This is a genomic window from Pseudochryseolinea flava, assembly GCF_003286915.1.
Taxonomy (GTDB): Bacteria; Bacteroidota; Bacteroidia; order Cytophagales; family Cyclobacteriaceae; genus Ohtaekwangia; species Ohtaekwangia flava.
The window spans coordinates 43,154-64,402 of the sequence record NZ_QMFY01000003.1 but is presented as its reverse complement, the minus strand read 5'-3'; the positions used below and the strand labels follow the sequence as shown (position 1 = coordinate 64,402).

19 protein-coding genes and 1 tRNA gene are annotated in these 21,249 nt (G+C 41.9%); 13 read left to right on the top strand and 7 right to left on the bottom strand.

Annotated elements, in window-relative coordinates; all coding sequences use genetic code 11:
• The first annotated feature begins 10 nt into the window (after positions 1-10).
• The 10 genes from DQQ10_RS07940 (at position 11) to DQQ10_RS07885 (ending at position 8,545) form a co-directional block, all read left to right on the top strand.
• Positions 11-964, top strand: a complete 954-nt coding sequence (locus tag DQQ10_RS07940) for a tetratricopeptide repeat protein (RefSeq protein ID WP_112746323.1) — start codon at positions 11-13, stop codon at positions 962-964.
• An 81-nt stretch (positions 965-1,045) separates the two neighbouring features.
• Positions 1,046-1,133 (top strand) — tRNA-Ser (locus tag DQQ10_RS07935).
• A gap of 247 nt (positions 1,134-1,380) precedes the next feature.
• Positions 1,381-2,577 carry a site-specific integrase gene (locus DQQ10_RS07930; RefSeq protein WP_112746322.1) on the top strand — a complete coding sequence of 399 codons (1,197 nt, stop codon included), beginning with the start codon at positions 1,381-1,383 and terminating at the stop codon, positions 2,575-2,577.
• Positions 2,578-2,664: 87 nt separating this feature from the next.
• Positions 2,665-2,949 (top strand): MerR family transcriptional regulator, encoded by a 285-nt coding sequence (locus DQQ10_RS07925; protein ID WP_112746321.1) that lies wholly within the window; start codon positions 2,665-2,667, stop codon positions 2,947-2,949.
• 1,167 nt (positions 2,950-4,116) lie between these two features.
• Positions 4,117-4,566 carry a hypothetical protein gene (locus DQQ10_RS07915; protein WP_112746319.1) on the top strand — a complete coding sequence of 150 codons (450 nt, stop codon included), beginning with the start codon at positions 4,117-4,119 and terminating at the stop codon, positions 4,564-4,566.
• Positions 4,567-4,634: 68 nt separating this feature from the next.
• On the top strand, positions 4,635-5,321 hold the full coding sequence (locus tag DQQ10_RS07910; protein WP_112746318.1) for a hypothetical protein: 687 nt from the start codon (positions 4,635-4,637) through the stop codon (positions 5,319-5,321).
• A 729-nt stretch (positions 5,322-6,050) separates the two neighbouring features.
• Entirely contained in the window at positions 6,051-6,623 is a 573-nt protein-coding gene (locus DQQ10_RS07900) for a Crp/Fnr family transcriptional regulator (RefSeq protein ID WP_112746316.1), read from the top strand.
• 100 nt (positions 6,624-6,723) lie between these two features.
• The gene (locus DQQ10_RS07895) at positions 6,724-7,146 is read left to right on the top strand and encodes a MauE/DoxX family redox-associated membrane protein (protein ID WP_112746315.1); all 423 of its coding nucleotides are present in this window, start codon (positions 6,724-6,726) and stop codon (positions 7,144-7,146) included.
• Positions 7,143-8,198 carry a hypothetical protein gene (locus tag DQQ10_RS07890; RefSeq protein WP_112746314.1) on the top strand — a complete coding sequence of 352 codons (1,056 nt, stop codon included), beginning with the start codon at positions 7,143-7,145 and terminating at the stop codon, positions 8,196-8,198. The genes DQQ10_RS07895 and DQQ10_RS07890 overlap by 4 nt, the downstream gene beginning before the upstream one ends.
• 92 nt (positions 8,199-8,290) lie before the next feature.
• Entirely contained in the window at positions 8,291-8,545 is a 255-nt protein-coding gene (locus tag DQQ10_RS07885) for a DUF6520 family protein (protein ID WP_112746313.1), read from the top strand.
• 74 nt (positions 8,546-8,619) lie between these two features.
• Here DQQ10_RS07885 and DQQ10_RS07880 read toward each other — a convergent pair whose 3' ends face one another.
• The 5 genes from DQQ10_RS07880 to DQQ10_RS07860 all read right to left on the bottom strand — a co-directional run bounded on the left by DQQ10_RS07880 (position 8,620) and on the right by DQQ10_RS07860 (position 16,523).
• A complete protein-coding gene (locus tag DQQ10_RS07880) occupies positions 8,620-9,927 on the bottom strand; it encodes a TlpA family protein disulfide reductase (protein ID WP_112746312.1) in 1,308 nt (435 codons plus the stop codon).
• Positions 9,927-11,315, bottom strand: a complete 1,389-nt coding sequence (locus DQQ10_RS07875) for a RagB/SusD family nutrient uptake outer membrane protein (protein WP_112746311.1) — start codon at positions 11,313-11,315, stop codon at positions 9,927-9,929. Before DQQ10_RS07875 ends, DQQ10_RS07880 begins: the two co-directional genes overlap by 1 nt.
• 5 nt (positions 11,316-11,320) lie before the next feature.
• Complete coding sequence (locus DQQ10_RS07870; RefSeq protein WP_112746310.1) at positions 11,321-14,626, bottom strand: SusC/RagA family TonB-linked outer membrane protein; 3,306 nt, start codon at positions 14,624-14,626, stop codon at positions 11,321-11,323.
• A gap of 202 nt (positions 14,627-14,828) precedes the next feature.
• Entirely contained in the window at positions 14,829-15,770 is a 942-nt protein-coding gene (locus DQQ10_RS07865; RefSeq protein ID WP_165823849.1) for a FecR family protein, read from the bottom strand.
• 219 nt (positions 15,771-15,989) lie between these two features.
• A complete protein-coding gene (locus tag DQQ10_RS07860; RefSeq protein ID WP_112746308.1) occupies positions 15,990-16,523 on the bottom strand; it encodes an RNA polymerase sigma-70 factor in 534 nt (177 codons plus the stop codon).
• A gap of 89 nt (positions 16,524-16,612) precedes the next feature.
• Here DQQ10_RS07860 and DQQ10_RS07855 point away from each other — a divergent pair, with 89 nt between their 5' ends.
• Positions 16,613-16,861, top strand: coding sequence for a helix-turn-helix domain-containing protein (locus tag DQQ10_RS07855; protein WP_112746307.1), 249 nt, complete (start codon positions 16,613-16,615; stop codon positions 16,859-16,861).
• A 386-nt stretch (positions 16,862-17,247) separates the two neighbouring features.
• Here DQQ10_RS07855 and DQQ10_RS07845 read toward each other — a convergent pair whose 3' ends face one another.
• Both DQQ10_RS07845 and DQQ10_RS07840 read right to left on the bottom strand, forming a co-directional pair.
• Positions 17,248-18,363: a hypothetical protein gene (locus DQQ10_RS07845; RefSeq protein ID WP_112746305.1), complete on the bottom strand. Its 1,116-nt coding sequence runs from the start codon at positions 18,361-18,363 to the stop codon at positions 17,248-17,250.
• Positions 18,364-18,477: 114 nt separating this feature from the next.
• The gene (locus DQQ10_RS07840; RefSeq protein WP_112746304.1) at positions 18,478-19,029 is read right to left on the bottom strand and encodes an RNA polymerase sigma factor; all 552 of its coding nucleotides are present in this window, start codon (positions 19,027-19,029) and stop codon (positions 18,478-18,480) included.
• Positions 19,030-19,534: 505 nt separating this feature from the next.
• On the opposite strand from DQQ10_RS07840, the gene DQQ10_RS07835 reads away from it, so the two are divergent.
• On the top strand, positions 19,535-19,942 hold the full coding sequence (locus DQQ10_RS07835) for a plasmid mobilization protein (protein WP_112746303.1): 408 nt from the start codon (positions 19,535-19,537) through the stop codon (positions 19,940-19,942).
• Positions 19,927-21,195, top strand: a complete 1,269-nt coding sequence (locus DQQ10_RS07830; RefSeq protein WP_112746302.1) for a relaxase/mobilization nuclease domain-containing protein — start codon at positions 19,927-19,929, stop codon at positions 21,193-21,195. The genes DQQ10_RS07835 and DQQ10_RS07830 overlap by 16 nt, the downstream gene beginning before the upstream one ends.
• Positions 21,196-21,249 lie beyond the last annotated feature (54 nt).

The window sequence follows — 21,249 nt, the reverse complement described above, 5'->3', positions numbered from 1 at the left end:
GAATACCATTATGGAAACCAGCATGACACTCAATAATCTCGGCGCACAACTCTTTGCTAGTGGTGAAGTAAAAAAAGCTGAGAAGAAATTCAAAGAGGCTATCAAGCAAGATGAAACAAATGTAACGGCTGCGAACAACCTCGGATTCTTATATGCTGCAACAGGTGACCATGAGAAAGCCATCGCTTATTACCATCAAGCACTCGCTACAAATTCAGGAAGCGCCACCGTACATCTCAATCTCGGCAATGCATACGGAGCGAAAGGAGATTTTGATTTGGCGGTGAAGCATTTGCAAAAATCATTGGAGATTGATGTAACCAACGTCATGGCACTAGAAGGACTGGCTAAGATTTTTCAGCTCACCAATAATTTCGAATGGGCAGAAAATCTTTATCGTAAGGTGATCGAGATTGACACTGCAAATACCGACTATCCATTTCAGCTTGGACTTGTACTTGCTGCACAAAAGAAATATGCCGACGCGTTCGAAGTGTTTCAAACAATGCTTGCACGGGATGCAGCGCAACCAGCGGTTCTTACACAAATTGGTATTGTGTTGTTGATGAAAGAAGATTTTGGAAGCAGCATTGAATACTTACGGGCTGCACTCGCGTTTGAACCTGAAAATGAACATGCCCGTTATCATTTGTCGCTGGTGTATCTCATCACAGGACATAAAGACAATGCGTTAAAGGAGCTTAGAAGAATTTTGTTAATCAATCCTGATCATGTGAAAGCAGGAACAGATTTAGCAGTGCTTTTGCTTTCCGATAACCTCGCGAAAGAAGCACTTCCACTCTTGGAACACGTGGCTGAAAAAAGTGGTAGCGAGAAAGCTCTTTTGTACAAGGCACTTGCGTTAAAGCAGCTTGGAAAAGCAAAGCAAGCAACATTGATTTTAACGACTCTAGCAAAGCGCAATTCGGCTTACGGCCAAAAGGCGAAGGAGATGCTTGGGTAAGTTTATTGGTGACCAGAAATCTGTCCAGCACGTGTTTGGAAAGCGAGAAATTCTTGATTTCTTTGTGCCCCGTTAAGCCAAGGAGAGATGTCCGAGTGGTTTAAGGAGCACGCCTGGAAAGTGTGTATACCCCCAAAGGGTATCCAGGGTTCGAATCCCTGTCTCTCCGCTATATATCGATCATAAAAAATCAAAAGGCCTTTTTTCTAATGAAAATCGGCCTTTTTTAGTTTACGCCGAATCAATTCAAGTCAAAAGCAACCAAAAAAGAGGTGTAGAATTCGGTGTAAGTGACTTTTTTGAACTTTTTTTTGAAAAAGTTACACCGAATTGCATGTAAGTAGCTGATTGTAAGTCTCTTACAAAATCTCTTTTTGACGATTTAGGTTTTAATTCCTTCACGTTAAAAGATCAGTATGACGGTGCTGTTTTACTTGCGAAAAGATGTTGAAGACGCTGGCAAATCCAAAGCCTACATGCGTGTCACAATCGATGGAAAGCGCTTTGATGTATCAACGAACATCTCCATTGACCCAGCTCTATGGAGTCGCGCCTCAGGGAAGATGCGCGGCACAAAAGAATCCGCACGTGCGGTTAATTATCAACTTGAGTTATTCCGAACCAGAGTATTTGAAACTCAAAAGAGAATCATTGCTAAAGACGCAGTTCTCAATGTGTCTTCTTTCAGAGAAGAATGGAGAGGTCAAAAGCAGAAAAGAAAAAGTCTGATTGCAATATTTGAAAATCATAATCAACAAATAAAGAGTCTTGTCGGAATAGATTTTGCACCGGGCACGGTTGATCGTTATGAGACTTCATTGAAGCACACAAAATCTTTCTTGTGGGATAAATATCGCCGTAATGATATAGCTATTCAGGAGATCACGCACGACTTCATTTGTGACTATGAAATTTGGTTGAAAGCCAATCGCGGTTGTAATCAGAACACAACGATGAAGTACCTCGCAAATTTTAAAAAGATCATTTTGATTTGTGTAAAAAATGGCTGGTTGAAACGTGATCCTTTTATCTCCTTCAAGATGAGAAAGACAGACACTGAACGTTGTTTCTTAAATGAAGAAGAACTAAGACGTTTAGCTAATAAACTTTTTAGTATCGATCGGCTTACATTTGTGAGAGACGTATTTCTATTTAGTTGCTTTACTGGGTTGGCATACGTCGATGTAACAAAGTTGAAGTTGACTGATATTCAGCAAGGAATTGACGGCAGGAAATGGATACTGATCAATAGACAGAAAACAAATACGCCTTCAAGGATTCCGTTACTGAAGCCAGCATTTGACGTACTCGGAAAGTATCTTGGGCATCCAATATGCGCAGCTAAAAACACGCTGCTTCCAATTTTGAGCAACCAGAAAATGAATGCCTACTTAAAAGAAATTGCTGACGCTTGTGGAATTAATAAAAAGCTAACATTTCATATCGCCCGACATACTTTTGCAACAACGGTTGCTTTGACAAACGGCGTTTCGATTGAAAGCGTGAGCAAAATGTTAGGCCACAAGGATATTAAAACCACCCAGCACTATGCCAAAATATTAGATCAGAAGATAAGTACTGACACGAAAGTACTCACTGAGAAGTATGGTTAAGCTATTCGATTAAGTCGGAGAGTTCCAGAACCCTCTGTGACTGGATTTGCTCGCAGCTTAATTAGTTCTTCGTAAGAAAATACTATCATGAGCGCGACTGTTTTAACTATTGAAGATCTGGAAGCTTTCAAAAATCAATTACTTGCTGAGATTAAGTCTCTATTAGCTTCACTACCAACAAACTCTAAGCAACGGTGGCTGAAATCTCATCAGGTTCGCAGATTGCTGACGATCTCCCCAGGAACACTTCAACATTTAAGGATTACTGGTGTCATTCCATTTACTAAACTGGGCGGAGTAATATTCTACGACTTGGAGGACATTCAGAAAATTTTAATTGAAAGAAAAATTGGTGGTCAGTCTAGTCGATAAAACCATAACACGCTAAGCATCTTCGAATTCACCAGTCCGTGTCCAAGACAAGGATTCAAAAAAAATGACTAATTAACGAGCTGATAATTTACTCATTTGTATTTGTCTAAAAGTAATCTTCACCGAAAATCAAACCCGAGAGACATGGAATTCGAACTAAATTGAAAAGCCATTTTTTTCGGGTTTTAACATATGTTGATGACCTTCAAATGCGACAGATCAATAATGCATGGGGGTAACTAAGGGGCGTTCGATAGAAATAACTAGCGAGACTATCGAAGAATATCAGAACATGGGCCATACAATGCGATATCCTTTGAACAAAGAGGAATTTGACAGCCTGTACTGGTTTAAATTCAATCCTAAGCTCATTAGTGAGTATCAGAAGATTTTTAACGAAGTCAACAGGAGTAAAACCGTGACGATAATAACTAATCGCCTCTTCGTTTCATTTATCATTTCATAGATATTCTTCAATTGGGAATTAACAAGTGAGATGGTAAGACGTTCCTTTAGGGTATTGAATAGGTCACTAACTTTTTCCATCATTTTTTTGCAATTGGGATTCGTTTAAAGATACAAAACCCATGGCTTCAGTTCACGGCTTCACGCAGTTAAAAGTTTTAGCACCGGCTGTTCTGTCTAAAGTTTTAGGTGGTTGGTATCACTCCCAAGGCTGAATGAGTATTTTTACATTTTTGGGTTTACCATTATATCGGTTAAGAATTGGGGCCTGTAGTTGCTGTATCTGTGATAAATAAATTCTTTTTGTTAAGGTGTTCCTATAAGAATGATTCTCTTTGATGTGGAAATACTCATCGTGTTAATTGACCATTGGTTTTGGAAGGGCGCACACGAGACGAAAAAAGAGGTTGATTTTTTAAACAAGATTGCTGACGTGTCCAAGGGACAACAACATCTGCCTTGAGACGAAGGTATGAACCCGCACGGCTGAAAGAATTTGGGGAGATGGTGCGTTATTCCGGAGCCCATTTCTACGTAACAGTAAACAGTAAATTTGTCAATAATACTGACATGCTTTAGATAGGCTTGCTTGGAGACTACGCCCTTGCGTGATGAAAAAAAACTTTGTTTTTGGAACGTAACCACCGGCTTTTTGATTTCAAAAGAATTAAATTGATGATTCAGTAAAAGAAACCTTTTGTTATGTCATTGCCTAAGAAGCGAATTGAAGTGTTTATTTCCCTTCAACATTTAGAGGACAACCAATATCAACTGTTCGCACTAATGATGCACCGAGAAGGTGGCAACACTGGGGTCAGAACGATTTCCCTTTTTTGCCATGGGGAAAATAGCGATTTACGTGCTCTTTTTACGGGTCTGATGCGCAGGATAGCCAGAAGGACACGGCTCAGGAATCATTACATCATGTCATTTGATAGTAATGAAACGAGGAATGAATTTCTCAATTTAACACAAGAAAGGTCGCGGACCCTTAACCACCATCTTTTTGATTTTTCGAGAGACATCACTGAACACCCGGAGCACGAAGCGATCATTGCCTGTTCCGTAACTAAAGCACTCACAGCAAATCAACTTGCTCCAATGATCAATTATGGCTTTTTGCAGGCCTGGAGCTGGGAGGACCATGCTTAAAACATTTTGCTCATACGAATGTATTGCCAACACCTCGATGTTCTAATCAGCCAAAAAATTCAACAAGGATGATGAAGCCGGAATTCAGAAAGCAGGAACAGAAGAAGTTTATTGAAAAGGTGGCAACCTTAAAACTGAGTCCTCAAGAGTTGATATTTGAAAAACGCGATGAGAAGTCGTATCAGTTCAGATATCTTGATTCAGGGATTGTGTTTATTATGAACCTTCCAACAGAGAGGTTTGATAAAATTACTTATGAATACACATTATATACTCCGACGAGGAAACGTGTCACATATCTTGATAAGGATTACTACCTCACTGATGTTCTGAATAATTTTGAAAAATGGTTAAAAGAACACGTTCTCGTTTATAAAAACGAAATGACGGCGCCTGATCCATGGCAAATATTTGTAGCAAATTTTTCTGAGAATGACGGTTATGAAAAATTCACCGCAGAGGAAATAGAGTATATCGAAGCGGGGCTAGATAATTTCCCGAAGTTTCTCTTGCAAAAGAGTACAATTCACCCTGACAAGCAAATTTATATTCTTGATGAGATTAAGGAACTGAAAAAAGACTTGCATAACAAACCCAAAAGAAAATGGGCAAAGAGACTCACCCTTTTTATAATTGAAGAAGTCTGGGATGCAGTTAAAGATCAATTGGTCATGAATGAAGTTAAAAAATACTTTTTTCAACTGGTCGGCAAGTCTTTAGAATACCTCCCGAAGATTTTGACTCTTTTACCGTAAGTTAAAAGACATCTAGAACTACCATACATTACTAGTGCTGTTTTTTTTTCTTTATGCAACTCGCGACGATAGTAAATTCAACGCTCATGCTACGGTCCTGTCGCAAAAGCTTAAGCGTTATGGACGCGACGCGGTAAGGCCTCGCCAATAGTGATGACCATTCGGTTGAATTCTAAATATTAGTTAAGGTGAACTGGCAAAGGATAGCACTTCCTAGTGCCGCAAGAATTTCTCGCGCCCTTAATTTGATAAATGGTCCAAAACAACATTGGACTCTAACTTAGAAACGTTAAGGTTTTGACGTATCCTGCTTGCAATGCGAGCGGACCATCTACGAAGAATGTCTTCAACCGGCTGAGCTCAAAGAATTGCTTTCGCTGGACGATGAATCGCTACGCGCATTAGTTAATGTGGATGCCTGTGAAAATTCTACAGCAGGCCGATCTATCGAGGATCGTCTCTCTGATCTTAGAAAGCATCTTGAGTACTATCGTTCAGAAATAAACAAAGCCCGCCGTTACCAAGCAATTGCTCTGAAGTATCGCAAAGTTTATCCCGATGGCTATCGCTACACACAGTTCTGCGCTTCTCTCAATCAACTGGTTGGGAATTGCAATTCCCGCCATTCTCAATTTTTTTTTAAAATTTTGATTGACAACATAGGGTAGCCAGACGGGTTAGTAGAGTGGTTGGTAAACACGTTACTGGCAACAGACCTCAAACCCGATAATGAATACCGAAAAACTATTTCAGGAGCTTTCCTCGTTTTATCCAATTTCCCAAGATTTCAAGCATGCCGTTAGCAGTAAATTGATTCCCTTATCGCTGCCACGTAATCATTTATTGGTGGAACAACCAAAAGTATCTGATCATATCTATTACATCAACGAAGGGTCCGCGATGTGCTTTTCCTATAGGGACGACAAGAAAAAGATCGAATGGCTGTGGCGGGCAAATAATATTGTTATTTCACCCAAGAGCTTTTTCGAGCAGAAACCTTCTGAAGAATTTATTCAGCTTTTAGAGCATAGTGAACTGTTGGCCATTAGTCACGCCAACGTGCTTGAGCTGTTCAATGCTCATCCGGACGCCTATTTTATCTATCGTAAAATAATGAACAAATACTACGCGCTGAGTCGCGAACGCATCCGGGACATGCAAGACCTTAATGGTGCCGAGCGATACACCAAGCTCATCAAAAGTTTTAGAAACGTCGAGCTCCTCATGTCCCAAGAACACATTGCTTCATACCTGGGTTTGACACCTCAATCACTTAGTCGGATCAAAAGGTCTAGTCATTGATTCATTGTAAATATGAATTTGTGTTTGATGAGTTCTGAAAATGAGATAATCAATGATTTCTACACCTGTGCCTAATTTTAATCAATAATTAATATCCGTTATGAGACAACGACTTTTGGTGGAAGTCATATACTTCCTCTTTCAACTTCTTTTTGCTTACGCTGCCATTATTAAATTAATGGATCTAGAGAAATTTCAGGGTCAGATTGGACAATCGTCCTTGCTTACATCATACGCGAATTTTCTCTCTTGGTCAGTTCCTGTGATAGAGTTGTGCGTTGTAATTGTGCTATCGATCTCGAAGATTCGACTTATAGGAATGTATGGCGCAGTTGTAATCATGGCGACGTTCACCTGGTATGTTTTCTACATTCTGAATTTTGACCCGAACATTCCCTGTTCTTGCGGCGGCATACTAGATTCAATGGGGTGGACTGAGCATTTAATCTTCAATGCATCATTTTTAATTCTAGCGGTTGTGTGTGTTGTCCTTGAATCAACCCCCAGATCTGTAGCGATATGAAAAGTGTTTATGTGATTATTATTCTGCTTTCAATTGTGGGCGTTAGCGCGACGCTACTAATAGCCAATCATTCCGCTACGGAAGAAAAAGTTTACGATTTTAAGCGGCAACCGATGGAGATGGTTGAAGAACTTGAAGGCATCGATTTGGGCTTTGATTCATATTATATAATCGGCGTCGCAGGCGAGAAAATGTACTTGGGAAACACCCAATCACCATTTGTGGTCACACAACTTTCTTTGACTGAACCCTGTCACATGCGTTCAATAAAATTGACACTTCCCGATTCGACAAGATTGTTTAAGCGCTCGATACGCATTCGCATGATCGATTCAACGCTGTTTTTTATGGAGGGCCGCACACCACGGGTGTATTTTACAAGATCTCTTGCGTCGGATACAGTAATGCTTGAACGATTCGCTAGCGATGAACTGTACTTCTTTAACGCGTTACCCGTCTCTGACGCATCAATATTCCTGCAAGGTGTTAGCCATTCGCCTTATACCAACATACTTGGTAAAGAATCACACTACAATTGTTCTGCTATCATCGCAGACAGTATTCTTGAAAAACAGGTTGACGGTTTGTTCTGTACATCTGGAATGCTGCATTACAATCAGGCGCTTAACCTTGCAGTTTATTTGTATTCACATCGGAACGAATATATTCTGCTGGACACAAATCTTTCGATCATGGGAAAGGGAAATACGATCGATACTTTTACTGTGGCAAGGGTTCGATCTGTGTATGTTGAATCTGATCGTGAACGGAAGCTTGTCTCTCCCAATTCTCAAATAAATCTTTATTCATTCGTGGCTGGAACTTCTTTGTTTGTTGTGTCAGGACTTCTTACGCGGTACGACAATTTTGACAAAGCGCTGCGATCGTCGGTGATTGATGTCTATGACATATCATCCCAAACTTATTGTTATACTTTTTACTTGCCAGATTTCGAAGGTCAGCGGTTTTCTTCGATTATGGTAAGCGGAAATAAATTGTATGCCATTTATCGAAAGAAGCTGCGCGTCTTCAGATTGCTTCAGCCATTTTGATAACATGGACCTAAAATATTTACTGGCCAGTGAATCAGGACAAGATCGAAAACCTGCATAAAAGAGTAGATCGTTATTTTAATTAATGTATTATGAAAAAGATTCAAATGATTTTCACCGTTATGGCCTTCATGTTGGCAGGCGTTGGTGTATTTGCGACTTCTGTGAAATCTCCAGTCATTGATCCGCGGATAGACTCCAATGATCCTGACATCATCTGTGATCAACAAGTTAGTACTGAATGTAATGCTTTTGCCGGTCAAGATTGTCGATACAATGACTCGGGGACATTGAAAACAGTCCACGACAAAAATTCAAATTGTACGTTGTTGTATAAGCAGCAATAACTGAAAGGAGGGAGGCTGAGCCTCCCTGTCCTTTGGCTCCCTGTCATCATACATGTGCAACACATACGCTCATGTTATGGTACTTGTGCATCGCGGAGTACCAGTACTTTCATTTTCTTGCACGCTTTGGTTAAAACTAGTCCTTGTTCTTCCAAGCTTCTTTTTATTTCTTTGAAGTCAGTCATCAGCACATTGAGCGATAAGTCAACATTTGCTGTAATTCCTGAATCATCAATGATAGGAGGCTGGCCATCATGATAATCACGGATGGTCATCAAGATTTGAGATAGTGGAATATTTTGAAAAGTCCATCCACTGTGGTCGCCCTTGACGATGGAATTGGTTTTTGCTGAGCGTAGGCTCGTCCTGGCCTTCTTTGTTGCGGTCAGTATCCATACCGGCATTTCACGCTCCTCAATCTTGACACTATAGCCAAATTGCTGGAACAAGTCCTGCTGCATCAATATTTTTAGATCCGCGAGTGAGGAATTGGGATTACTGGGCTTTAGGTAGTAGTTAAATAATCCGTTTCCTGTATCGTAGTTCACATTGAATGTTCGCGTATCATTGACTTCTAGAACTAATTCCCGATGAAATTTTCCATAGAGTGAGTCAACAAATGCCCAGTCTTCAAAGCCCACATAGGCATAATTATACAACTGCGTCAAGGTTGCGCCCGTGACTTCAAAATACCCTAAGTGGATCAAGGCATCGAGCCGAGTTTGTATTCCGATGCGCTGCCCGGGCTGCCACGCCGATAACATTGAACCACTGAGCATGGTTTTTACTTTGTCAGTTTGTTGGTCTTTGGCTATTGCGGCAACCTTTGGCGATACCTCAGCGTCATTCTTAGGATTGAATGCAACACTTTTTCCTTCTATCAACGCTTCGATTTTTTCGGTGCTGATTTGATCAGCATACGTGACCGACACTACCTCACCGAGCGTGTTGATGATGATCACGTGCGGCACGCTTCGAATATTGAATCGCTCAAACAAAGTCGAGTCGTAGCTCACGGTGATGTCGAGCTGCTGCTTTGTGCGGAACTTCTCATACATGGCCTCAATGCCTTTGTTCTTTCTGTTGTTGTTACCAATTAGAATAATTTGTGCTTTCTCTTGCAATGCCTTTTGCATGGAATTCAGTTTAGGGAATGTCGCAATGCAACCGGCACATCCCTTGGTCCAAAAATCGAGGACGACAAATTTTCCACGCAAATCGTGAAGCGTTGAAAAATTCGTTTTTGCGTATTGCACATTCTTAAATTGTATCGCAGGGGCAATCATGCCAGCTTCGATGTATTCAGTGCGTGAGGAGGGCTGCGCATCTGCTGTAAAGCAAGCTTGAATCAATAAAAGTATTAGTGTGAGTATCGTTTTCATTAATAGCCAGAATTTTGAGGTTGGAGATTAGGATTCGTGAGAATTTCTTTTTCCGGAATGGGAAAGAGTACATCGAACGCGTTCCAGGATGGCTTGATTGCTCCAAGGACTGCATCTATCTTTTCGGTTCGCTTAAGGTCGAACCAGCGATGTCCCCACTCGGTAAACAGCTCAAGGCGACGTTGATGTGAAATTTCCTGAAGAAGTTCCTCTTTGGTAATGTCTGCATCGACTGTTGCCAATGGAGCAAGGCCCGAGCGCGTGCGAATTTTGTCGACGCCTTCAATGGCGCCTTCCAATAAATCAAGATTTGCCTGGGCCTCTGCGCGCGTAAGATATAGTTCCGCGAGTCTTAGCACCATAGACGATTCAGCACCCGTGGCATTGGTAGCGAACTCCTTGTACTTGGTCGGATAATAGAACGTTCCATTATCATTTGCGACGGCGCCTACCCATTGCATGGCTCTGAGGTCATCCGCATCAAAAGCGTCAACCAAGGCCGCACTCAGGCTGGAATAACTTGGCGATCTCAAAAATATGTTTCCTTCGTTCGTGTAGGTAGCGCCAACGGGTGGTAAGATTTGAAAGATTGCTTCACGGCTGTTTCTTAAAAAGACTTTAGTTAGGTCTTGTTCAAGTTCAAAGAATTCCGTCTGCAAGATTACTTCGGAGGCGGCGTTGATTGACTCTTGCCATCTATGTTGATACAGAAATACGCGGGAGAGCATTGCTTTGGCGGCCCATTTCGTCGGGACTATTCTTTGATTATTGGTCGTGGTATAGTCCGCGGCTAAAAGCGAATAGGCTTCTTCGAGATCATTTATGATTTCGTCATACACCGTCTGCACATCCGCACGTGATACATCGCGATTCAGGCGGTAATCTGTGGTTTTGATATACGGAATTCGTCCGAATAAATTTGTCAAGTAGAAGTGGTAGAAAGCGCGAATGAATTTAGCTTCTCCCTCAAGTCTTCGCTGGACCGAAGTTGATAGAGTTGTTGAAGCATGAACGCCTTCAATCACCGCGTTGACTTGGTAGATCAGACTGTAGGCTTCCCCCCAGAACGTTGATGTCTGCGCATTGGACGGTAGAACGTTGCTTTCATAAAATTCGCGGGCATTGGCTCCTGATGCATTCTGCCAAACCAGTTCATCACTGGAGAGTGCTGTTAGAAAACCAATGCTTCCAAGGCCACCGCCTGTAATTCCCGTCGTCATCTGATTGTACACGCCAGCCATCGCAGCTTTTGCTGTCGCGTCGTTTTCGAAAACTGTTTCCTTTACAAGTTGTGTTTTCGGTGGATCAATTTCCAGAAATGACGTGCACGACGAGAGGCTCCCTACGGCGAGCACTATCATTAAATATTTTCGTATGTATAGTTTCATAACGCTTATAGTGTTATTTGAATTCCTGTGGTGAATGTTCTTAGTGCAGGAAGCGAAATGTTCATCGCTTCTGGATCGAGTCCGTAGTAGTTTGTAAGCGTAAATAGATTCTGGCCTTGGATATAAAAACGACATTCGAGTTTCTTGAGCAGCGAGCGTGTCAAGGTGTAGGAGAAGTTCACATTCTTGAGCCGGATGAAGGATGCGTCTTCAATGACTGCGTCGCTGTCACGGTACTGCGATTGCGCTTGGTATACGCTAAAGTTTGAGTGCGAAAACCTTTGAACGGATGCGATGTTTCCTTGCTGTTGCCAGCGATCATCGAGAACCCTTGCCGGCTGTTGACTACTGCCGGGAAAACTAAAGATCAACGCTTGGTAATTGTATCCGGTCTGTTTCACAAATTGTACAAAAACATCGAGCTGGAAATTTTTGTAACGAATGGTGTTTGTAAGCCCTCCGTAGTATTGAAGACCAACGTTCTGTACATACTGTCTATCGGCCGACGTGATGTTGCTATCGCCAGTGAAATCGTCAAACTTGTAAACGCCCGTTAGCGGGTCGACACCAAGTAGCTTATACCGCTTGCTTATCGTCAAAGGTTCACCAACAACATAGCGCGAGGCATACGTGCTGGTCTCAAGTCCGGGAAATGCAATAAGCTTGTTCCTGGGAATCGTTAAGGTTAAAGAAGTATTCCATGACAAATTCTGTTTAGCGATATGATCTGCACTGATTTCAAATTCCCACCCAGTGTTTTGAACTGTCGCGTCAAGATTCGACTGTATACTTGAGAAGCCAGTGGTCAGGGGTAGTGGATATCCGACTAACTGACTTGACGAGCGGTTCCGGTAGAAATTTGTTTTGATGCTTAGCCGGTCATTCCAAAATCCAAGTTCAAGCGCCGCCTCAAACTTGCGATTGATTTCCCAACCATAATTCGGATTAAACAATTGCTTGGGTACAAGCCCTGAAACACCGTTATAACCATTGCTGGGTTGGTATGTATCAAGAAATCCATAATCACCGATTTGATCGTTGCCAGTTGTTCCGAAGCTGGACCTAAGCTTACCAAAACTTAGGAATGACAGGTTTTCCTGAACGAACGACTCGTTGGAAAAAATCCATGCACCACCCAATGCCATGAAGGTTGCAAAGCGATTCGCGGAACCGAATCGGCTAGAACCATCGCGTCGTGCTGTAAGGTTCATGATATAACGTCCGTCATAGCTCGCATTGAGCCTGCCAAACACCGCCATGTAGCGATACTGGCTTATGTTGTTACCAATGACATCAACGCTTCCAGCTGCATTGATGTCGTCGATGAGTGCGTCACTCGCAAAATTGGTGGCAAAAAATATTTGCTGTTCGCGATCTGTGTTTTGAGACGTTGATCCCAGAAGCGCATTCACCCGAAACTTATCAAAGGTCTTTTGAAAGTTTAGCTGCGGCTCCCAAATCCAGGATCGGTGCAGGCTCGTGTTAAATGTAGCAGAAGCATATTCAGCCGTGGCATTGTATACCGGATCAAAAAAGGTGGATGGTGTCAGCGATTTTTCGGTAAGCCGAAGATCGTTGTAGCTGAAACGCGATTTTACTTCGAGACCTTCCAGCAGTTTATATTCCAGATTTACACTGGTAATAAGATTCCGAGTTGAAGACTCATATCGCTGTTCAAGATAGGAGAGTGGATTTGTCCAGGTAGAACTTTGCCAGTTCAGTTTTCCATCTTGATCATAAAGGGCGGGCGCGTTCGGCGCAAGAAGCAATGCGATAGAAGTGAGATCTATTGGCTGTATGTTATTCTTCTCAGCGTTATACGTAATATCAAACGAAGAAGTCAGTCGGTCTTTCAGTGCACGATTCGTCACAGCCAAATGAGATGAACCCCTGTGGTAACGGGAATCACCTGCAAACACAGATCCTTGCCGCTGGTAGCTGTTATTAAAAACATATTGTGTTTCTGCATTGCCCCCAGATAAGACGGCACTTACATTTGTAAAGCCCGCGTTATCGCCGAGTAGTTCTTCTTGCCAGTCAGTATAACGCGTTGTATCCCAAAGCAGCAAATCTGGTGCTGTGTTCGGTTGCGCCTCTACGCCATCATTGCGAAATGCCTCACGCCGCATCGTCAAGTAGTCCCGTGTGTTTAGCAACTTCATTTTCTTACTGACATGGCTAACACCGGAATTGATATTGACCATAACGCTGGACTTGCCTTCCGAAGCGCGCTTGGTCGTGATCAGGATTACGCCGTTCGCACCACGTGATCCATAAATGGCTGTTGCATCAGCATCTTTAAGAACTTCGATGGACTCGATGTTCTCTGGCGACAACGTGCTTAACGGACTGCTACCTGCACTTCCAAAAAGACTTCCGGTTGTAAACGTGGATGACATCGTCGTTGATGGGTAGGGTATGCCGTCGACAATATACAGGGGATCGTTGCTAGCAGCGATCGAATTTCTTCCACGGATCTGGACGTTAAAATTGCTTCCAGGAATTCCATTCTGCTGCGCAATATAGACCCCTGTAATTCTACCTTGCATGGCTTGCAGAACACTGCTCACAGGTTGTGCTTCGATAATTTCGTTGCTCACTTTTCCGATGCTTCCGGTGTTTTCCTTTTCGTCTACTTTCCAATATCCGGCATTGACCACTACTTCCTTTAGACTACTCGCATCATCAAGCATTGATACATTCATCTCGATTTCATCATTTACCCTTAACTCAACGGGCGCAAAACCGATGAATGAAAATACAAGGACCTCTCCACGCTCGACGTCGATAGCGTACTTTCCGTTAACGTCACTCGTAGTTCCCTTGGTCGTGAATTTGACAATGACGTTCACGCCAGCCATCGGTAAATTTGTAGTTGCGTCCGTTACTACACCGCGAACCTGCACCAATGAACGCTGCGCATCTCCTTGATTACCTAGGGACGACACTTTTGTAGCGCGCTTCAGTGTGATGATCTGTTCCGGCTCGTGTAATTTGTATTGGATATTGCGCGACCCGAGCATCTCATTGAGGACAAGGCGAAGCGGCTTATTGGTTGCCATCAGTGTAACATTGGACTCGCTTCGTGAGAGTTCGTCGCTGTACGCAAATTTGATATGGGCCGCTAAGCCAATTTCCTGGAGCGCTTGTGTGAATGGAACGTTCTCTAGATTTATTGTAATAGGCCTTTCAAGAATTTGTGCTTCTGTGCGACTTGCATAGATCGTACTGAAAAACAACAGCGACAGCATCATTTGATAAGCACAATATTTCATGACCTTCCAGAGTTTTCTGGTAAAACTTATTTTCATAAATTGAATTGTTTTGATCTGATTTCAGGACTTGAGAAAAGACAAAGCACTCTTGTGCTAACCCTGGCAGTGGTTTGCGTCATAAACAAGAGTTTAACAGGGCAGGAGTGTGAAGGGTCGCACTCCTGTTTTTTTTAGGTGGAGTTGAAAACTTGACGTTGGTCGAAGAGCATAGGTTAGCGGTTTAGGTTAATGAATTGAACTAATTGCAACCGCTTCCTGAGAAAGCTATTGCATTTTCTTTTTCTGTATAGGTAACATTGAATACCTCTGTGATCATCTTCAGTGACGTGTCGAGCGATTGATCTGTAAAGTCCGCAGTGATCTTACAGGATTTTACACTTTCGTCGGTAAATGATATCTCGACGTCAAATTTCTTTTCGAAAGCGTCTGCGACCTCTTCCAAGGATTTGGCGCTAAAGTTCATGTCATATGCTGTGCCTTCTATGAACTTGGCGCGGGCATGCTCGTCAAGTTTTTGGCTAACATGAATTTCTCCATTGTGAATCATCACCGTTTCATTGGGGAGCGTGTGAATTGGTTTTGTTCTACCTTCTGCAAAAATGTTCACCTTGCCCGTCAATACGCTGAGTGAGAATTCGTTTTTAATAGTCTTGAGGTTGAAACTTGTCCCGATAACAGCGACAGTCACGCCGTTGCAATCAATGTAGAAAGGACGGCTCGCATCTTTCGCCACTTCGAATAACGCTTCCCCGTTGAGTGACGTTTTTCTTATTATGGCGCCGTTCTCTTTTATCTCAGTATAGGAAAGTTTTGCACCACCTTTTAACCACACGATGGTTCCGTCTTGAAGCATCACTTTTTGTATCCCGTCAACCGACGTGAAATTTTGTATTCTATTTTTATTATAATAATTCCAAATAAGGACCGAAGCAACCAGGATAAGCAGCAGCGATGCTGCGATGCGCATAATCCATGGAGTCAATACGCGGACTTTCGATGGACGGAAGTTCGCCACGTCTTCTACACTCGTCATCTTGTCTGATATCGTCAGATAGAGACGGTCTTGATCTTCTTTGCTTAGATCGAAATCTTTATTGTTCTCAGTCTTTACAGCGTCAAGCCACGCCTCAAGCTTTGCTTTTTCTTCGGGGGATACCTTATCTTGAAGATATCTTTCCATTAATAAATCAAAATTGGACTGAACCATGATACGGTTGTGTTTGCCCGAGGGCAGGACTTCATTTAATTATATACAACAAGTGGCGCAAGGGTCAAAAAACTAATAGTAGTTATCAGAAAAAGTTTTTCCTGCACAGATATTAAGATAAGCAATCAATAAAGGAATTGTAAGGAAACGGCCAAGAAAAATTCAGCTATCGGATGAAAAGTCGTGGTCGGCCTATAATAATGAAGATACCGACAAGAGACTTATGGTTGCTCGTTGGAGAAATTTGTAGTGCTTACGGAAGTGGTTGAATGCCGTAACCATGTAATTATCGACGGTACCTTTCCCAATGTTCATTCGTTCTGCGATGGCCTTGTTGCTTAAGTTTTCAGTAAGACGAAGTTTTACAGCAAAACGGCAGCGTTCGGGCAATTCAGAGAGGCCTTTATCGATAACTTTCGGGAGGTCAAATTCCTTTTCGTCTTGCGACTCAGTTTCATAGAGCGCTTCAAACAGTTTATAATGTTCGGCGTATCGCTGCTTAACTTTTGAGTGCTGGATGTAACGAATCACTTTATACTTCACCATGCGGAAGAGATAGGCTTCCATATTTTGAATGTCGCCGAGGGTATCGCGTCGATTCCAAAGGTCTAGGAAAATGTCTTGAATAATTTCTTCGCAGTCTTCTTTTGATGAAATCGTTTTCGTGGCGAAAAGGAAGAGCCTGTCGCTGTATAAATCAAATAGTTTTTTTATTTCTAATTGCATATTTACAACTCAACGATATCTCAACAAATATACTTAATGTAGGATATATCCGACAACTTTAATTTTCGATCACAATTAGATTGGTCCCTGTGAAAAGGGATTTAAGATCTGTGTTTGGTGAAGTTATCAGAGAGCTAAGAGATGCGCGTGGCTTGAGTCAACAAGAGCTTGCTGACTACTCGGAGACTGATAGGACCTATATCTCTGATCTCGAGAGAGGGTTAAACTACCCGAGTTTAAATACCGTATACAAAATTGCTCAGGTACTTGAAATAATGCCACATAAGCTCATTGAAAAAGTTGACAAGCTTTACTTCTCTCAAACGAGCGTGTCCTAATCAAAAATATTTCTTTTGTTTTCTAGTGGTTTTTAGCACTGTAAGTCACAATATGAAGTGTCGGCTCGGACATCGGCTGGCCTAAATGTCTTATATCACAACAGAAAAATGGCATCGAAGATAAAGGTAACGAGGCTGATAGGTAAGTTAAAAAATGTTGTGACGTATTTAGATCAAAATAGAACTCTTTACGTGCATCAGCATATTGATCAGTTCTTTTACATGCAACGAATACAAGAAATAGTCACGTTGGTTGAACAGTTTGATGTTGTTGAAACGCGCATGAATGACATACAACGAAAACTAGACACCATGTGCGTTCATACAATTACAAGATTGCGCGAAGACATCTCGTGGATAAGGAAGCACAAAGAGTCTATCGAACCTTAAACTTTCTCCAGATGCTTCATGGCATTTTGTAGTACCTGTTTTACTGATTGCAATGTTCCCGCTTCTATATTGTAGTACTTGGTCCGAAGACTTGCATATGATATCTTCTCGGCTTTTTTACTTTCAGAATAATGGCCAAGAAATTGTAGTAGTTGCGAAAGATTTGGGTTTGATATCACATTAGTTTCCACGAGGAGTTTTGTCAGTAAAGCAATTTGTGCGACGGAAATATCGAACTTGATTTTAAAATCTGAAAACGCCTCGCTTATCTCAGCGCGCTTCTTATTTAAGCTTATCCGCTCTAAGTAGGTCAATTCTTCCATAAGGAAGGTGGTAATACAGGTTGTTAAATCAGGGCGGTTGGGATCGTATGCTATACCGGACCTCACTTGAATTTGGTTAATTTGCTTAAGCTCTAAACTCAAATATTCGATTTTTCCTTCCGTCGTTGAAATTGTACTCACTACAAGATGTATTGCGGCGATAAAATGGTCCACGGTACTTTCCGAATTGATATTGATCGCGTATGAAAGATCTCGAAGTTGGTCGTTGATAAGTCTGCTTTCATTGCTTTGATTGCGTTCATTGCATCGACGGTCGATTTCAACGAGTAGTAGTCGAACATAATTCGCTCTGTTAAAGGACACTTGTTTAAATACACTTACAAGAGGAGATGTCACAACTTTAATTAGTGCCTCACTAGCTCCCCTTGTTCGAAGCTTGTTCTCAACTTCTTCAATATTTAGCTTCTGCCGAATGTTGTTCAACTGTAACTTCGGAATCAGCAAATCTGTATCAAATTGTGTTGGGAAGTTGTCTTCAAGATAGCGCAGAAGCTCCTCAAGTTTTGATATTAAATGGAGGTTTGGTTCTGTAGACATTGCGAGTGCTTGATCCATTAATGCAATAATGCCACGTTGATGAGCCTGAACGTAAGCTTTCAAAGACGCTGATTTATGACCTAATAGGGAGCCTCGGATTATCGACTTTTTTATACGTATTAGTTCGTTGTCCAACAATGTCCAAGCGTATGTTTCGAGACTATGACATTCTGGTAGGGACGCAAAAGTGTCTTCTAGATTACTGAGTTCGTAGGTAAGAGTTGGTTGCATAGAGTTATTTTTTACAACGTTTCTGAATACTTAACAGTAACTCTTCAAGTCCGTTTGGTTCCCTATGCCAATAGAAGTTTATTTTTACCAATAGATAACCCGATTATCGGAAGTTCATATGGAGAACTTCCGTAAGCGTTTTTTTGCACTGGTCAGACTTCTCTCAACCGCTTTTATAGTGACGTTGAGTCTCTTTGCTATCTCAGCCACAGTTAATTCCTGTTCGTATTGTAATCGAAGACATTCTTTTTCTTTTTGAGGAAATGTTTCGATGATGTTTCGAACTCGTTCCGCAATTTCTTCCTGTATAATTTTGTTTTCAATCGGGTATTCAAGAGGTTTAAAATCATATCCATTGGCAAATCGCCGTTTTCGAGCGGTCAATTTGATGTGCTTCTTATAATATGTGATCGCTTTAAATTTGACGACACGAACGATAAAGTGCTCGATTGGCTTGTCGTGACTTGACGCAAATGTCTTATAGTTCTCCCATAAAAAAACAAAGGAATCCTCAACAACTTCCTCTGCGTCTCGATCATCGCGCGTGTATCGGAATGCTACGCGAAGCAAACTCAAATAATAGCGCTTGTAAAGCAATTCGATAGCCTTGATCGGGTAGGTTAGGAGTAACTTTCGAAAGTTCTCGTTGTTAAAATCAGTTTGCATGAAACGCCATTCAAAAATTAACAGACAACATTTCGGTTTCAGGGCTTAACATATGGTAATGTGGATAGCCGTACCGTTGGTAATAAGTTAGCATAAAAGTGCAGCAATTGAAATGTTTCTTGCAATCAAGTTTAGAGCCGCTGCTTTTTTGTTCCTTTCGCTGCCTATGAAATCGTTTTCGTTATACAGTCGTTGGATAACCGAACTTTTTTATGTCAGGTTTTCCGGTACTGTACTCTAAAAGTCTAGCGTTGATCGCCGTGAACTGAATCCGATGTCCAAAATTCTCTAATTGTGTCCAAGGATGTCCAAGGAAGACTATAATCGTCCAGATTAGTCTAAGTACGTCCAGTATCGTCTAAGCGTATCAAGTATTGCGGACAGGTGATTGCTCTTAGCAGCTTCGTGTTACCGCGCGGTAACAGCAAGATGTACAAATGCTAGCGCATTTGAAGGAGATAGCCCTCGGAACTCGGGCTTCCTGTGGAACTTAAACTATTACTGTATGACGAAAAAAAGACTAACCAATAGAGATGAGTTATTAAAACACAAAGTGGGCGTTCGCTTCGATGAGAAGACGTTCAATAAACTGAAAGCTCAAGTGCAGCAAAGCAATGCATCAACTGTGGGTGAGTTGGTCCGTAAGATCGTGACGAATGAAAAGGTGACATTCTTTGTGAAGGATATCTCCATGGAAGAACCGACCGCAGAGTTGATACGAATCAGAAAAGAGATCAATGCGATTGGTCGGAATATCAATCAATTGACGGAGGCACATCATACTTCCAGCATCGCGGACGAAAAGATTAAGCATATGCTTGAAGTGGACAAGTTGTATCGCCAGGTAGCTGACAAGGTAAGTGAGGTTTGGAAACTAGTAAGCGAAATGTCATTGAAATGGTCTGCAAAATAAGAAGTGGAAAGAACATTAAAGGTGCCCTCAATTACAACGAGAACAAAGTGAAAGAAGGTGTTGCCGAGTGCATCGGTGCAGCCAACTTTGTTGGAGAGCCTCAGCAATTGAGGTTCTCCGACAAGCTCGCAAGGTTTGAGCAGCTCATTGAAAAGAATGCCCGCGCTAAAACCAACTGCGTTCACATCTCACTAAACTTTGATGTGACTGAAAAGCTTACCCAGAACAAGGTGAATGAAATCGCAACAGAGTACATGGAGAAAATTGGTTTTGGAGACCAGCCTTATTTAGTCTATCAACACAATGACGCGGCACACCCTCATCTGCACATTGTAACGACCAACATCCAGGAAGAGGGTAAACGCATTTCAATTCACAACCTCGGCAAGAATCAATCGGAGGTTGCGCGAAAGGAGATTGAGGAAAAGTATGGACTGGTAAAAGCTAGATCAACACTAAAGCAAAATCTTGATAGCAACTTGAATAAGCCTGTATATGGGAAATCAGAAACAAAGAAAAGCATTGACAATATTGTTGGCGAGGTGATAAAGCGTTACAAGTTCTCATCATTGACTGAATTCAACGCAGTGCTTCGCCAATACAATGTGATGGCCGACCGGGGCAGGGAAGGCATGGTGATGTATGAAAAGAATGGATTGCGGTTTAGCCTTTTGGACTCAAAAGGAAATAAGGTTGGCGTGCCGATCAAGGCAAGTGCATTGTACTCGAAGCCTACGATGAAGAAACTTCAGAATGTTTTTGAAACAAACTCAATGCTAAAACAATCCCATAAAGAACGACTAACGAAAATCATTGACTCATTCTTCCATGCTACGGACAAGCACACAAGAGACAACTTTTGCGGTTACATGAAGCTTTATGAAATCAGCGCTATGTTCCGGGAAGGTAAAGATGGAAGGGTTTATGGATTGACTTTGGTAGACAATCGGAAATGCACCGTGTTTAATGGAAGCGATCTTGGAAAAGGCTATAGTGGCCAGGCCTTGATGAAAAGGTTTGATGCTAACACAAATATATTGATGGCTGGTGAAAAAGAAAGGCATGCACTTACTTCACAAGGTTCTGAATTGCCGCAACTTCAATTCCGCGATTTTTGTCTGCCGGCCTGGATACATCACATTGCGAAAGAGTTTTTGGACGTAATGAAGGCTGAGAAGTCCGGACAAGACCCTATCAATCCGATGTTGCAAAAGATGGATAAAAGGAAGAGAAGGAAAGGCAGGTCAATATAGGCTGGAAATTTTGTTCATGAACTGTCAAGCCATAACTTGTCTTTAAGTTTTACG

What these genes read in the sequence shown, in the direction of transcription:
- DQQ10_RS07870 (WP_112746310.1), bottom strand. Translation starts at nt 14,626, where the DNA reads ATGAAAATAAGTTTTACCAGAAAACTCTGGAAGGTCATGAAATATTGT.
- DQQ10_RS07845 (WP_112746305.1), bottom strand. Translation starts at nt 18,363, where the DNA reads ATGCAACCAACTCTTACCTACGAACTCAGTAATCTAGAAGACACTTTT.
- DQQ10_RS07865 (WP_165823849.1), bottom strand. Translation starts at nt 15,770, where the DNA reads ATGGAAAGATATCTTCAAGATAAGGTATCCCCCGAAGAAAAAGCAAAG.
- DQQ10_RS07915 (WP_112746319.1), top strand. Translation starts at nt 4,117, where the DNA reads ATGTCATTGCCTAAGAAGCGAATTGAAGTGTTTATTTCCCTTCAACAT.
- DQQ10_RS07940 (WP_112746323.1), top strand. Translation starts at nt 11, where the DNA reads ATGGAAACCAGCATGACACTCAATAATCTCGGCGCACAACTCTTTGCT.
- DQQ10_RS07890 (WP_112746314.1), top strand. Translation starts at nt 7,143, where the DNA reads ATGAAAAGTGTTTATGTGATTATTATTCTGCTTTCAATTGTGGGCGTT.
- DQQ10_RS07900 (WP_112746316.1), top strand. Translation starts at nt 6,051, where the DNA reads ATGAATACCGAAAAACTATTTCAGGAGCTTTCCTCGTTTTATCCAATT.
- DQQ10_RS07895 (WP_112746315.1), top strand. Translation starts at nt 6,724, where the DNA reads ATGAGACAACGACTTTTGGTGGAAGTCATATACTTCCTCTTTCAACTT.
- DQQ10_RS07880 (WP_112746312.1), bottom strand. Translation starts at nt 9,927, where the DNA reads ATGAAAACGATACTCACACTAATACTTTTATTGATTCAAGCTTGCTTT.
- DQQ10_RS07840 (WP_112746304.1), bottom strand. Translation starts at nt 19,029, where the DNA reads ATGCAAACTGATTTTAACAACGAGAACTTTCGAAAGTTACTCCTAACC.
- DQQ10_RS07860 (WP_112746308.1), bottom strand. Translation starts at nt 16,523, where the DNA reads ATGCAATTAGAAATAAAAAAACTATTTGATTTATACAGCGACAGGCTC.
- DQQ10_RS07910 (WP_112746318.1), top strand. Translation starts at nt 4,635, where the DNA reads ATGATGAAGCCGGAATTCAGAAAGCAGGAACAGAAGAAGTTTATTGAA.
- DQQ10_RS07930 (WP_112746322.1), top strand. Translation starts at nt 1,381, where the DNA reads ATGACGGTGCTGTTTTACTTGCGAAAAGATGTTGAAGACGCTGGCAAA.
- DQQ10_RS07885 (WP_112746313.1), top strand. Translation starts at nt 8,291, where the DNA reads ATGAAAAAGATTCAAATGATTTTCACCGTTATGGCCTTCATGTTGGCA.
- DQQ10_RS07925 (WP_112746321.1), top strand. Translation starts at nt 2,665, where the DNA reads ATGAGCGCGACTGTTTTAACTATTGAAGATCTGGAAGCTTTCAAAAAT.
- DQQ10_RS07830 (WP_112746302.1), top strand. Translation starts at nt 19,927, where the DNA reads ATGGTCTGCAAAATAAGAAGTGGAAAGAACATTAAAGGTGCCCTCAAT.
- DQQ10_RS07875 (WP_112746311.1), bottom strand. Translation starts at nt 11,315, where the DNA reads ATGAAACTATACATACGAAAATATTTAATGATAGTGCTCGCCGTAGGG.
- DQQ10_RS07835 (WP_112746303.1), top strand. Translation starts at nt 19,535, where the DNA reads ATGACGAAAAAAAGACTAACCAATAGAGATGAGTTATTAAAACACAAA.